At 35.3% G+C, this 14,126-nt stretch carries 15 protein-coding genes and 1 pseudogene; all 16 read right to left on the bottom strand.

The genetic code is table 11. From position 1 onward, the window contains the following. Window positions 1–151: 151 nt before the first annotated feature. The 16 genes and pseudogenes from G4D61_RS09875 to G4D61_RS09800 all read right to left on the bottom strand — a co-directional run bounded on the left by G4D61_RS09875 (window position 152) and on the right by G4D61_RS09800 (window position 13,842). Complete coding sequence (locus G4D61_RS09875) at window positions 152–922, bottom strand: class I SAM-dependent methyltransferase (protein WP_025726956.1); 771 nt, start codon at window positions 920–922, stop codon at window positions 152–154. Window positions 923–1,440: 518 nt separating this feature from the next. After that, complete coding sequence (locus tag G4D61_RS09870) at window positions 1,441–1,722, bottom strand: hypothetical protein (RefSeq protein ID WP_025726957.1); 282 nt, start codon at window positions 1,720–1,722, stop codon at window positions 1,441–1,443. Window positions 1,723–1,733: 11 nt separating this feature from the next. Next, window positions 1,734–3,014, bottom strand: a complete 1,281-nt coding sequence (locus G4D61_RS09865; RefSeq protein WP_025726958.1) for an ArsB/NhaD family transporter — start codon at window positions 3,012–3,014, stop codon at window positions 1,734–1,736. Between the two features lie 308 nt (window positions 3,015–3,322). Then, a complete protein-coding gene (locus G4D61_RS09860) occupies window positions 3,323–3,517 on the bottom strand; it encodes a YwbE family protein (RefSeq protein ID WP_025726959.1) in 195 nt (64 codons plus the stop codon). A gap of 32 nt (window positions 3,518–3,549) precedes the next feature. Next, a complete protein-coding gene (locus tag G4D61_RS09855) occupies window positions 3,550–4,011 on the bottom strand; it encodes a GNAT family N-acetyltransferase (protein ID WP_163173831.1) in 462 nt (153 codons plus the stop codon). A gap of 121 nt (window positions 4,012–4,132) precedes the next feature. Continuing rightward, window positions 4,133–5,770: a ribosomal protection-like ABC-F family protein gene (gene abc-f / locus G4D61_RS09850; RefSeq protein ID WP_163173829.1), complete on the bottom strand. Its 1,638-nt coding sequence runs from the start codon at window positions 5,768–5,770 to the stop codon at window positions 4,133–4,135. A gap of 311 nt (window positions 5,771–6,081) precedes the next feature. After that, window positions 6,082–7,269 carry a pyridoxal phosphate-dependent aminotransferase gene (locus G4D61_RS09845; protein WP_163173827.1) on the bottom strand — a complete coding sequence of 396 codons (1,188 nt, stop codon included), beginning with the start codon at window positions 7,267–7,269 and terminating at the stop codon, window positions 6,082–6,084. A 19-nt stretch (window positions 7,270–7,288) separates the two neighbouring features. Next, entirely contained in the window at window positions 7,289–8,278 is a 990-nt protein-coding gene (locus G4D61_RS09840) for a 2-hydroxyacid dehydrogenase (RefSeq protein ID WP_163173825.1), read from the bottom strand. A 159-nt stretch (window positions 8,279–8,437) separates the two neighbouring features. Then, window positions 8,438–9,091: pseudogene (locus G4D61_RS09835) on the bottom strand (SAM-dependent methyltransferase). Window positions 9,092–9,204: 113 nt separating this feature from the next. Next, a complete protein-coding gene (locus G4D61_RS09830) occupies window positions 9,205–9,351 on the bottom strand; it encodes a hypothetical protein (RefSeq protein WP_163173823.1) in 147 nt (48 codons plus the stop codon). Window positions 9,352–9,681: 330 nt separating this feature from the next. After that, complete coding sequence (gene ssuE, locus G4D61_RS09825; protein ID WP_025726966.1) at window positions 9,682–10,224, bottom strand: NADPH-dependent FMN reductase; 543 nt, start codon at window positions 10,222–10,224, stop codon at window positions 9,682–9,684. Between the two features lie 180 nt (window positions 10,225–10,404). Next, window positions 10,405–10,782 (bottom strand): hypothetical protein, encoded by a 378-nt coding sequence (locus G4D61_RS09820; protein ID WP_052137797.1) that lies wholly within the window; start codon window positions 10,780–10,782, stop codon window positions 10,405–10,407. 639 nt (window positions 10,783–11,421) lie between these two features. Further along, window positions 11,422–11,778, bottom strand: a complete 357-nt coding sequence (locus G4D61_RS09815) for a GIY-YIG nuclease family protein (protein ID WP_025726968.1) — start codon at window positions 11,776–11,778, stop codon at window positions 11,422–11,424. A gap of 18 nt (window positions 11,779–11,796) precedes the next feature. Beyond that, window positions 11,797–12,552 carry a DUF2087 domain-containing protein gene (locus G4D61_RS09810; protein ID WP_025726969.1) on the bottom strand — a complete coding sequence of 252 codons (756 nt, stop codon included), beginning with the start codon at window positions 12,550–12,552 and terminating at the stop codon, window positions 11,797–11,799. A gap of 188 nt (window positions 12,553–12,740) precedes the next feature. Next, entirely contained in the window at window positions 12,741–13,304 is a 564-nt protein-coding gene (locus G4D61_RS09805) for a class I SAM-dependent methyltransferase (protein ID WP_163173821.1), read from the bottom strand. Window positions 13,305–13,470: 166 nt separating this feature from the next. Continuing rightward, window positions 13,471–13,842: an iron chaperone gene (locus tag G4D61_RS09800; RefSeq protein WP_025726971.1), complete on the bottom strand. Its 372-nt coding sequence runs from the start codon at window positions 13,840–13,842 to the stop codon at window positions 13,471–13,473. Between the last annotated feature and the right edge of the window lie 284 nt (window positions 13,843–14,126).

Here is a 14,126-nt window from a genome sequence, read left to right as displayed (position 1 = left end):
CATTGATTACGTTTAGAAGGCAAAATCATAAAGCGAATATATTAATCAAATTGATTATCCTCTTGAGAATACGAGATTAACAGAAAAACAGCGCAGATTTTTCTATAGCTTTATTTTAGTAGTTGGGGTATGCTTAACCATTAAAGATCAATTATTTCACTGCCTTCAACACAACTGCTTCTCCCTTGAACGAAATGACTTTATTGTTTTCAATTATAATTGCAAATTTCTTTCGTATCTCTTCAGATGTGTTAATCATGTATGTTGTTAATTCGTCCTTTTTCGTAATTGATAAATTCATCCGATTGCACCACGGTTCAAAAGTAAATTGTTTTTCAAAACGATGCCATTCTTGAATGACGAAGCCGGTTGCTTCCAGGAGCTGCAGCCATTCTGATTTTTTCCAGGCACGGAAATGGCTGTAATCTCTCATTTTTTCAATTGTGTTGTAGAATTGGTCAAATGCGGTTAATTCTGGTACAACGTTATCATCTAATAAAAACTGTCCATCCTTCTTAAGCACTCTGTATACTTCAGAAACAAATGTCTTTATGTTCGGAAAATGATGAGGTGCGATTCGGCATGTAACGATATTGAATGTTTCATCAGAAAATGGGAGCTTCTCTGCATCTCCACGAACAAATTGAACATTTTCATGACCATTTTCTTTAATGAATCGCTCAGCAGCCACGAGCATTTCCTTCGTTAAATCAAGAGCAGTTACTTCATTTACAATAGGCGCAAAAGCATTCGCCGTATGCCCTCCGCCTGTTGCTATATCGAGTACTTTTTCACTGCCGTCTATATGTGCAATACTTACCAACTTTTGCAGATCCTTCCCTTCTTTATGCAGCTTACTTTGTACATAAGATTCTGCACTTCTGCCAAACTGCTGTTGAACATCACTCTTATTATCACCCATATCGTTAGCCCCTCTCATATCGACTTCAGTATCTTTACTATAACATCAGAAAGAAAACAGCAACATATTCAGTTTATTATATTTCATCATAAGAGATAATGATCGACTATTCACGAGAAAAAGTGTTACGTATAATAAACTTCCCTCGTTCATCACATGATTTTAAAGCAACAAGCTCCTATAAATCATACACTTCAGAAAAGATTGTTATTATATAATTTGTTCACTTAAACTGTTCATAACTTTCTCGTGATTAGCGAGATAGATGGACCCTGCAGGCGTGCAACGTCGAAGAGGCTCAGCATCAGCCTACGGAAAGCGAGCAACCTGGAGCAGATATCAACTCTTTTTTGATAAAAAAACAACAAAGAATGCACAAACAGCCATATAAGGAAAAACGCATTTTTTAAATACTACCTGTTAAAACACCAGTTGATTGAAGCGAATATCTTGGAGCGAAAAATTCCCACCAAAGTTGCTTCCATAATAAAAGGAGCTGCTTCTGCAGCCCCCGTTCATTATTCATTCCATTGTACGTTTTTTAACAGCTTCCATTTGAATAATCCGAGAATAAAACTTACATACGATTCCTTTTTAACAATTACCTGTAAATGATCTTTATACGTGTAAAATAGAACATCTGAATAAACAGCATCGTTTTCAAAAAATTGTCTAAGCTCATGCAAGTCTTTTTGTATTTCAGCTTTTTGGAACTTTATGATAAACTCAATATCTTCATCTCTTTTATTTTCCTGGAGAAGAATTTTATCAGCAGCGACACTATATTGCAAAGCATTCATCCCTTTACCTCCTACAATAAATATCTTAAATAAATATATACCATTGAAATGACAATCGAAACGAGCATTAATGGAAATCCAATTAGAAAGTACTTTACAAACGAAATGTTGTATCCTTCTTTACCAGCCAGCCCAGCAACGATCAAGTTTGCACTCGCTCCGATTAAAGTACCATTGCCACCTAAACAAGCTCCTAAAGATAAACTCCACCATAATGGTTCTAAGTCGTGAACCCCTAACGTCCCCATTTGTTGGATGAGCGGGATCATCGTTGCAACAAACGGGATATTATCAACAAATGCAGATGCGATGGAACTAAACCACAATACGAGAAAAGAACTAGCTATTTCATTTCCACCTGTTAATTTAATAACAAAAGAGGCAATTTGTTTAATGACGCCCGTTTCTTCAAGTCCTGATACAAGAACAAAGAGACCTACAAAGAAAAAGATTGTCGTCCATTCAACTTTTGCTAAGGACTTCTCTAAATAGCTTTCTCCAGATAACAGCAATAATAAAAAGGCACCGAGTAACGCAATTGTTGCAGATTCCACACCAATGATTTGATGTAAAAAGAAACCGATAATCGTTAACAACATAATACTTAAAGATTTGATCATTAGCGCTGGATTATTGATTTCATCTTTTTCATTTAATTCTACAATTCTTTGCCGTACGCTATCATCAACTTTTAACTGCTTGCGATAAATCGCAATCAACAAAAGAATCGTGATAATTACAATGATTAGGATGATTGGCGTTAAATTCGTAATAAATTTTCCAAAGGTTAATGTATGTACAGCACTTCCAATCATAATATTTGGGGGATCTCCAATCATCGTCGCTGTCCCGCCGATGTTGGACATTAATATTTCAGAGATTAAAAATGGCATCGGAGATATATTTAATTGTCTAGTAATACTAAATGTTATCGGCACCATTAACAAGACTGTTGTGACATTGTCTAAAAAAGCTGAACCAAATGCTGTTATAACAGAAAGGGCAACAAGAATGTATAAAGGCTTCCCTTTTACTTTTTTCGCAGACCATATGGCTACATATTTAAAAACACCTGTTTCTGCTGTAATACTGACAATAATCATCATTCCGGTTAATAACCCTAAAGTATTAAAATCGATATGTTCTAATGCAGTATCTTGTCCAACTATTCCAAATAAAACAATCAATCCACCGCCAAGCATCGCTACAATCGTACGATGAATTTTTTCTGAAATAATCAATCCATATGTAACAATAAATATTCCAATCGCAAGCAAAGCTTCATTGCTCAACTTCATCACTCCTTTTCAACCATTCGGCCTGAAACATTTCATGAAAAAACTATCGTTCATCCAAGATGTACAGGCCTTCGTTCCAATATGATTTGTAGTTCATTTGCATAACATACAAAAAGAGTCTGCTACCAAAGGGCATAAAACTCCCTTGGTGACAGACTCCTCCTCGTTAGCTCTTTATGAAACTGTTTATATTATATCATATTCAATGTTAAAAAAGTGCCGTTTTACGATTTCTTTCCATATTTTTGATTAAACACGAATGATTGAGTACATGGTGCATCATAGATTCAGCACGATTCATGTTAGTTCAAAATTTCTTTCACTCTGCCAACAATGCCATTTTCCAACATCACCTTAATACCATGTGGATGTGTAGCGGAATTAGTTAGGATTTTAGAAACAACACCTTCAGTTAGTTTTCCAGAACGTTGGTCTTGCTTTTGTACAACTTTTACCTTTGTTCCTTGTTTAATTTGCTCTCTTATCGTTCCTGCCATATGATTCTATCCTCCCGATATATAAAAATCTTTTATAATTGTAGACTTTTTGTCATAAATACACTATTTGGATCTTCTTTATAATCTGCAAACGGCTTACAAAATTGAAATCCAAAATGTTTATAAAGATTTCGAGCCGGTGTGAAAGCTTCCACTGCCCCCGTCTCCAAACTTAACCGTTTATAGCCGCGTCGATTAGCCTCATCGATAATGTGCTTAAGCATTTGCGTAGCAACGCCTTTTCTTAGATGCTCTGAAGTGGTTCGCATGGATTTAATTTCGCCGTGATCATCATTCAGTTCTTTTAGTGCTCCACAGCCAAGTAAATCATCTTCTTCCCATGCGCACCAAAAAGTAATTTCCGGTTTCTGCAATTCATCAAGATTTAGTGCGTGTATACTTTCAGGCGGCGAATGCTGTGCCATCCCACCAAGATGTTCCGCCACTAACTCTTTTACTTTCTGCCCTGTTAAATCGTCTCGTCTAATTTCCATTAAAAGAAGCTCTCCTTTATGAAGCTGATTTACTTGAATATGATTGTTCTTTCGAGATAAATGGTGATAATTCCTTCATTTTAACAGATATCTGTGCCGAGAGAGTTTCTATTACTGACGATTATTCTTTTTTCAGATCATTTATTTGTTTTGTCAGCTCAATAAATTTTTTATCGAGTTCAGAATACATTTGCTCATTCGGTGTCATAAAGCTGAGCTTTCCTAACACTTCTTGTCTTTCTGTTTCAAGCGTTAATATAAGCTCGTCGAGATTGTCTCTTTTCGCAAACGACTCATTCAATTGCTTCCGTATACTGTTATTTAAAATAACGAGTTTGCTATTCGTCGTTTTTTCAAGGAAATAACGATCATGGGAAACGACAAGAAGCGTACCATTATACAGCGCTAGTGTATCTTCCAGCTGTTCCCGTGAAGGTAAGTCAAGATGGTTTGTTGGCTCATCTAAAATGAGCACATCTTTTTCCTCTAATATATACATCATTAACTTACACTTCACACGTTCACCCATACTCATCTTGTTAATAGGCTCTGTCCATTGTGATGGTATAAATCCTAGATGTTTCATTAACGTTTGGACTCTTCCTCGTGCCGCAAATGATGCTTGAAAAAAGAGTTCTTCTGGTGTTAACTCAAGCGGTAAATCAAACACTTCTTGCGTTAAATAACCAATATTGGCAGTTGGAGAAATCCATATGTCCCCTTCAGACTCCTCCTTCCCGAACATGATGTTTAATAATGTCGTCTTTCCACTACCATTTGGACCTATGATTGCGACCTTCTCACCATGCTGAATTGTAAAATTGACATTTTTAAATAATGCTCGCTCCTCGAATGATTTGCTGACATTCTTTACTTCTAAAAATCTTTTTCCAATCTTATCACCCGCTTTAATCGAAAATTGTACAACATATTCTTTCTGAATAGGACCTACTTTTGTTTTTTCTAGCTCTTTTTCAAGACGCTTTTGTTTTGACTTTACTTGAGCATCCATACGCTTTGCTTTTACACGATGATATTCTTTAACCCCTTCCTTCTTTGTTGATTGTGCATGGGCTTTTTTCGACCAAGAAGTGAGTTCGGCCATTTGACTTTCAATCCGTCCAACCATTTTTTGTTGTTTTTCATATTCACGTTGTTGGGAAAGCCGCTTCTGCTTACGAAATTCTATATAGGTTGAGTAGTTTCCTTTATATTCAATAAGATGTTGCTCTTCAATTGACCAAATTTTTGTTGCAACAGAATCCAAAAAATAACGATCATGTGATACAAATATAATCGTGCCTTTATAAATCTTCATTTGTTTTTTTAGATCCTCTATACTATGTTCATCGAGATGATTTGTCGGTTCATCTAATAGTAAAAGATCGGCGTCTTTTGAAAAACCTCGTGCGAGCCGTGCTTTTAATTTTTCTCCACCACTTAATTGTGAAAAATCATTGGTTGGAACGTGCCACTTCTTTCGTAATTTCACTTCAGCAGCGTTTATGCCTTCAAAAGAAAATGTTTCTTTTTCTTGTTCAACGAGAACAATGTTCAAATCTTGTTGCAACCATTGCAGCTTCCCTCCTGTTGGCACAACATCATTATTTATGAATTGCAGCAATGTGGACTTACCAGCACCATTTTTGCCAATAATACCGATCACTTCACCTTGCTGCACACTAGCATTCATATTTTTAAACATTTTAAAATCCATTACTTCATGGCTAATATTACATAACTTCAATAGTTCTTTCATTTTATCTCCCCCTCTATGACAGGGAGAATAAAAAAATCCTCCCAGTTATTTGGAAGGATTAGCCGTACATTTGTATGACAAAAAAGCTACTTCATCGATAGCTTTGTCGTTTATAAAAATGGGCAGACTAATCCTATTTCGTATAATTTGAAATATTCGATTTCAAATGACAAAAATAAGATTAGTGAATCATCGTCCACCCATCACCTCTTTTATTATGATAAAAAACAGTATAGCACATCCTCATCTGAAAGTATAATGACAATATCTTCTCAAAGACTCTTCCTGCAAATGTATATAAAACGATGCTCTTACTTTTTATATTCTTCAGCTAGTTTTCTGAAAGCATTAAGGGAGCGTTCAACTTTTTCAGTTGGGATGCAGTATGCTATCCGGAAATAGCCTGGACAACCGAAGCTATCTGCTGGAACTAATAATAGATTGTATTTTAATGCTCTTTTGCAGAATGCAACTGCGTCATCTTCCAAAGCTTTTGGGAACATATAAAAAGTCCCTCCCGGCTTCACACAAGAAAAACCAAGATTCGTTAATTCATTGTATAAAATATTCATATTAGTTTCGTACACGGATAAATCAGCTGTCATGTCAATTACTTCTGCAATGGCAAGCTGAATAATGGATGGTGGACAATTATGACCAATCCCTCTTGAAATCTGTCCACATATGTTAACAATTAATGCTGCATCTTTACATGCTGGGTTAACTGCAATGTAGCCAATTCGTTCACCAGGTATCGATAATGATTTACTGAAAGAATAGCATGTTATCGTATTCTGATAAAATGTCGCAATATATGGTGCATCAACATTCTTAAAGACAATTTCCCTATATGGTTCGTCGGAAATTAAGTAAATTTCATGTCCATATTCTTTTTCTTTATCCTGTAAAAGTTGTGCCAATTGTTTTAACGTGTCCGTAGAATACACAATCCCAGACGGATTATTTGGGGAATTGATAATGACTGCTGTAACGTTAGGCGTTAGCATCTTTTCGAATTCCGTAAAGTTTATTTGAAAATCAGCAGTATTTGCTGGTACAACTTTTAAAACGGCACCCGTTTTATTCACATAAGGATCGTACTCTGGAAAATATGGAGCAAAGGTAATAACTTCATCTCCTTTGACTGTTACGGCCCTAAGTGCATGGGCAAGCCCACCGGCAGCTCCTGAAACCATAAAAATATGCTCTTTTTGATAATCCATGCCAAAACGTCTTTTTAATGACTGCGCAACTTTTTCGCGCACGGAATCAATCCCAAGACTTGGACTATACCCGTGGACCGCACCTGGATCGCTGCTTGATGCTAATTCTATAAGTTTATCTGTAAAAGCTTGTAGAACTGGAACAGAAGGATTCCCTAAACTATAATCAAAAACATGTTCATATCCGATTTCTTTTGCTCTTTCTGCACCATATTCAGCAATCTCTCTTATGACAGATTTTTTTCCTAACATTTGTTTGTATTCTTCTGCAATCATTTTTGTCTTCCTCTCCCATTTATAATCCGTTGACAATATGTTTTGGTCTGTTTCCTTCTGCAACCCGCTTCATATTCTCCCAAACAAAGCGATGCATATGTATGAAAGCCTGTTCAGTCACACCGCCGATATGTGGGGAAAAAATAATGTTATATTTGATTTCTTCAGGCAGCTGCAATAGGATGTTATTTTGCGTCACCGGTTCTGGTGAAATCGTATCAAGACCTGCGCCTGCGATCATCCTTTCTTTCAGCGCAAACATTAAAGCATGCTGATCAACGATGTCCCCTCGTGATGTATTGATAAGAATAGAAGATTCCTTCATCTGACGGAAACGATCCAAATTCATAAAATCTTTCGTTTCAGAATTGGCCGGCAAATGAAGACTAATAATATCGCACTGCTGTAGCAATGCATCTAATGGCAAATAGGTTGCCTCCAGTTCAGTTTCCAATTCTTCCGGTAGCCGATGTCTGCTGTAATAGCTGACTTTTGTTTCAAAACCTTTGAGCCGTTTTGCCGTCTCTTGTCCAATTGCCCCCATTCCGATAATACCAACATGGCAGTTCCAAAGTTCACGAATCCCTTCTAGGCTCCAATTACTTTTTGCCTCTATTTGCCTTGCCTCTCTTACCATTTTGTCACCTTCAACCGTCCTCCTTAAAACAGCCAGCATTAACAATACCGCTTGTTCAGCAACGGCTCTGCTATTTGCAGCCGCATTGTTGCAGACAAAAACGCCTTTTTTCTTTGCAGCATTATAATCAATTCGGTCATAACCAACGCCTTCAGAATGAATCAATTTCAAATTTGGCATTCTTTCAATTAGCCCTTTTTTGACAGGCTGAATGGCATCAACAAAAATGGTATCAGCATCCATACCGATTTCCAGCAGCTTTTCTGTGTCGCTTTCATAGCCAGCAAACACCAATGTCCAATCTTTCGGGATAATGGAAAAATCGGAAAACCGCTCAATTCTCTCCCTTAATGTCATTACTAACACTTTCATGGCGACCTTTCCTTCCCTTAGCCTAGTATCTTAAAAAAGTCAGTTTATCTATTATGTTCATATTCTATTTTTCCTGAATAATCATATTTTAACAAACTTTATAAAAGTTGCAATGAAGTTTGTATCCAAAACAAAGGAACAACTCCGAACGTTGTTCCTCTACTTCACACCCTTTATTATTTTTAACATTGTGTTCGCATTCCTTTGAAATTCATATGGCACTTTCACTTCTTCAACGATACATCCATAATTCGTAAGAAAAAATACGAATTTCTTCTTTTGCAACCCTTAATAATTCGTTTATTGTCTCAATATGAAAATGGTAATTTAAGTGATCTCCGTACATAAATAGAAAATGTGCAGACGGAACGAGATCAAATTGTTGATCCGTAAACGGCAAAGTTGGTCATGTAGCAGGAACGTATCTCCCTGACCCTTTTACTATATCATCAGTACAATCTTCCAATGCTGTTAAACGATTGATTCGCAGTTCTCCAACGTTTTTGAAATTCGCCCATACATAATGGTTTTGAGCTTTTTCCATATGCTTTATCGTATGTTCAACATCATGAAGACCTTCCTGTTTCAAATCTTCAGCATCATAATAATAGGCAATATCACAGGCTGTTATATCTAAACCTAGCCTATTTCCGACAGCTGTAAACGAACATGCCCCTGCCGGACAAACGAGTATTTTTCTATCCTCTAATTTCTTCTTTGATAAGAAAACATGTTACAATATTCCTCAAAGTTTCTTCCGATAAAGACAATACGCTCTAAATCTAAATTTAAACTCGTCTCTTGCTTTCTCAACTACACTCACCTCGAAAAGAAGAATATTTATATATTAGTATAAACCCATTATTTAATGGGTGAGCTATTAAGAGACACTGTCAAGTAATTGAATATTATAAACATCCATTTCATTACTTAATTTTCCAGCTAAGCTTCCGACTTTCGTAAGTTTTAATTAGCTCCTTTTTCATCGCTTCTTGTAATGTACAGTTATGCATCAATTTTTCATGAGAATAAGAGCCTAAAATCCGCCGCATTCTTTTATCATGTTCTAGCATATTTTCCCACTTCGGATCATTTTTATAGTCAAAAAAACAATCTTGTTTTTTGACCCACTTTAGATTTGCTTTTGCCACTCGTTCCCTATAGGGATTATAAAAGTTAAAAAATCGAATAAGTAATCAATACCTTCTAACAATTCACTTAACATCGCAAGTTTGCCCCCATATCAATAAACCTTCTATACTATATTTTCATTTTACTTATATGAATACGTTTCATAAAAACGCAAATATTTATGCTCAGTTTATATAAAGCATTCCAGGCAAAACCAGAAATATAAAGCTTTCTGTTGAGGATTTGAGCGTAATCTCGATAAAGCTTGATGGTTATATAGGAATATTGCTTACACTCTTTATCTCGAGCGAATTCAACGATGTATTTAAACGATCTTTTACCTCTGCTTCTAATTCGAATAGATGATTTCCTAATTTTTTTACTTGACTATCTAGTACAAAGACTCCTTTTAAAATGTGGGTGGCACCAAGTGCACAGAGCACCGGCTTAAGTGCATAATCAATCATGAGCAAGTGCCCGAATGTCCCTCCAATAGAAATTGGTAAAATTGTTTTATCATCTAAACTATTTTGGGGCAGTAAATCCAAATAGGTTTTTAGAAGACCAGAAAAAGACGACTTATAAATTGGCGTTAAAATCACAACAAATGAAGAATCCGCAATTTTATTATTTGCTTCTTGTATTTCTTCACTGCTAAAATTGGCGTGGATTAAATCCTCGGCTGGAAGATTGCGAATTTCGATCACATCAAGTTCGATATCAGCATGTTCCAAATAAGTGTTTACATAATTAAGGATCCCATTTAATCTTGACTTTTCAGATGGACTTGCAGAAATAACTGTCACTTTGTTCATCTTCATACTTCCTTTCTTCTCAACATTCTTTAAATATTATTTTTCCTATTGAATAACTCGTATTTAAAGCGACATGTTTCTAGGAGGACAAGTATAAATAAAAAGGCGCCCGTTTATATACAGGTGCCTTTGGTTGACCAATCGGCATGATTTATGTTAATTTAGAATATTTATTAAAAACTAAATGTTTGGCAATGTTGAATATAAATATAGAGCTGTCTTCTCACTCTCATTTTCTGTTTCTGTCATAAATACCGCAAGCTGCTTCGTCAATCCTCCATTTCCGAAACGAATAAACTTTTTTGAATCAGTGACTAATTTTTTATCTAAAGCAAATCTTAAAAATGATAAAATGTAAAGCCGACGAGGCAAAATTTCTTTTATACCATAGTGATAAAACCATTGATCAATTGTATTATATATACCTCTGTTAACATTGTATTGTTGCTGGCACCAATTAAAGAACAGTAAATCAGGTAAGTTTAAATGTTCATTTTGCTTTAAGGGATGTTTTTCCTTCTTAAACATATTTCTTGAGGTTGCATCAATTTCTGGCATCTTTCCTTCCACCCTCCTAAAGAATATTAAATTCGTTTAAAGATATCGCTTATCTCGCAACATTTTCATTAAAAATCAAAAAGGCACCTGCATATATACAGGTGCCTTTGGTTGACCAATCGGCAATTTTAAATATTTAGAATTGGTTCATTAATATGAATTCGATTATAAATACATTCATTCTATTTGTCAATAAAAATAGCTTATTTCATTTGAACGATTATACATTATCAAATGATGATATATGATTAAATTCATAAAATGATGATTTTACTGCTTTAGTGGCAACATATGTTAGCATATTCTTATGTTGACAGTCCTCGTTATAAACCTTTATCCGACTTTGTGTTTCCCACCTAAAGAAGGTCTAAATTGTATACTTCCTGTTTTTACCATCCCTTCAACATTAGAGTTGTATGAACTTTCAATCCGTTATACGGCAATTAATTTACTTTGTCCAAAGCTTATATACAAAGATTTTTGAATCGAGCGAATAGTATGCCGCCCTTTTTAAAAATACAGTAACATGCCCGCCATGTATGACAACTTGAACATAACAATTGGATATGAGATGGAAATTTATAACGAAACGCCCTAATCATAATCTATGAATCTGTTTTATAAAGTTCTGCTCTTAATTTAACGGAACTTCTTTTTGTTATATCCCCTTTCACCATATGGCTGTAGTTGTTCCAACCACTTATTTTCCAATTCTGCCAGCGCTTCTTTTTCGTTATAATACGGATCATCTTTCTTTTTAAGTTTCTCTAATATATCAATAGTGAAAGCTTCTTTTCCAAATTGGTGCCATTCATCTTGGAGCGTTTTATTGGTATGTGTGCCTGTTTCTAAAGTGAATGTTACTCCATTTAATGTTTTAAAATTTCTAGTACTTCCAATAAACATTTTTTCATTTATTGTATTTTTGATTTGATAAATACCAGCTTCAATTGGTGTTTCTTTATAAAGCTGTTTTAGTTCCTTTTTTCGATCCATTTGCATACACCTGCTTTCTTATTTTTTCAGCCAATACTGACTTCCGTCCGATTTCCGATCTAAAAATCCATATTCTATTAAATACCTTCTGACCATGACATAATCTTCATACATTTCCTTCAACATTTCGTTCACTTCTTGCTCAGTATAAACAACGTCTTGTTTGAATCGTTTTGCCATTTCACGCAGAACGATCAGTCGCTGCTTTTCTTTCGGAGGAAATCTCTTTAGGCGGCCGCTTATTCCATCAGGTAAAAACTTTTTGATTGTTTTTTGCTGCTCTTCTTCCGTAATAGCGTAGCGCGCATCGAGCATTTTTGCTGTTTGATGCGGAGGGATAAATGCAGGTGCATATTGATCTTTTTCTTTCAGCAGCTCCATTATGGCTAAAAAGACTTTTGCTTGTCGCTCCTTCTCTTTTAATGCAAAGCGATGATGCCTAATTGTAGATGCACTTCCAATTCCAAGCTCAGTTTGCACTTCTTTATCACTTTTTCCCTGATAAAAGAGACGAAGGAGACGATTTTGATGTTCAGTAAGACCGGTTAATTTTTTATCAAGTCCAATGATGTACTCAAATACCGATTGATGGGCATTTTTGATATGAAGGCGCATATACCTTTCCGCTTCATAAAGGACATTTCCTTCGGGATAAATAATTCCTTTTTCAATTTTCTCCCCACATAACAGACATATATAAGAAGTAGGTTGTTCAACATATCCTTGTTTAAGTTCTGCTATCGAGGCATTCCAAAACATATCTGAAATCTCCAAATCAACACTTCCAATCGTTTACATAAAAACAAACAAACTTAATTTTTGTTTATCATTTTACAAACATAATAATATAATGTTTGTAAATAGTCAAACGTTTTTACAACTCTGCTGAACAATAAAAAATACTGCAAGCCGCTTGATAGATAGGTTTAACAAGTGGTTTACAATCTTTTTACACATCCATATTACGTTGCAATCTTGATTGCATCTATAATTAACGACGGAAAACTAAGTTGATCCCCTTGATTTCTAGAGTCGTACTTTTTCGAACGAAAAATTACCCCATCTTTGCCATTCCAATGATGACAATGAAATTCCCCATTTTCATCACAATATTCAAGCAGCTTTACTTCGAAAAAAGCAGTTTCAAACATCGTCTTTAATATTTTATAGTTGTAAACACTTATATGGCTTGCTGCTGGATGATCCTTTGGCCCAGGTCCGCCTATTTGCACAATACGTTGGTAAGCTTCATTCTGGAAAAATCCATCAGGGACTGCACAGCGAATATACCCTGAAGGCTTCAAAAAAGTATAGCAAATTTTTGCTGCTTCAATACCTTCTTCATATGTAAGATGCTCCCAAACATGCTCCGCCAAAATTGCTGTTATAGAATTTTCAGCAAATTGATGTTTCCATAATTGTAGATCTAATAAATTTAATTCATCTTCTTCCGTATGTATCCAACCATGGTTATTATGATATTCTCCTGCACCAATCACAAGTTTCAGCTCATTATCTTGTATCACCGACTGCCCACCTCCGGATCATCATTACGAGTCATTTGCGTTATTTCCCATTTTTGTTCAACAATTGTACCCCATTTGGCTGAGAACATTTTTTCACACTATATTTTCTAAAAAACGAATCAATCTTTTGGAACATGATATGAACCTACAAGGTTTATTCTATTTTTTATTTCCTCCAAAAAGTAGAACAATTCGACTTATCCCAAATATTAAACTCGATCATTTTCTGAAGTAATGAGAAGTCAAATGGTTTTTCCCACGGAAAAATTACTAAATACTTAGTGTGCCTGTACCCAGCCTGAACAATTTCATCGGAAAAATGAACAATTCCTTGCAATTCAGGAGAGACAGTCATACGATTTTTTGATACACTAAATCCAATAATAAAAGTGCCATGATCTGTAAACATAGGCTGGTTCCACTTAATAACAGGCTTTAAGTTTGGATATTTTTTGGCTACCCAAGCTAAAACCTCCTCTGTTCGTTCCCGGTGTTCTTGGTTATCAATACGTGCTAAATAATCTGCAAATACTTCCATGTTGTTTCCTCCTCTTTGTATCCAAAGCGTTATGAAAATAACCAATCCCTAATAACCAATCGTGTACTTTTCCCAATAGAAATTCTAACATCGAAATCATAACTCCCAATCACATTTAATATACATTTGGATTTATAGAAAACGTTTTAGTGTGGATCACTTTTTGTAAAGATATATCGATACTGTCTCTTTGTAAAACAAACCAATACATAACAATAAAAAGATATCCATTTTGAAAAAATCGATTCAAAATGGATACTAGCATCGATTACACCCAGAAATGT

The sequence above is a fragment of the Heyndrickxia ginsengihumi genome (assembly GCF_011008565.1).
Classification (GTDB): domain Bacteria; phylum Bacillota; class Bacilli; order Bacillales; family Bacillaceae_C; genus Weizmannia; species Weizmannia ginsengihumi.
The sequence above is the reverse complement of the archived record's forward strand: the minus strand, read 5'-3'. Positions and strand labels throughout refer to the sequence as shown.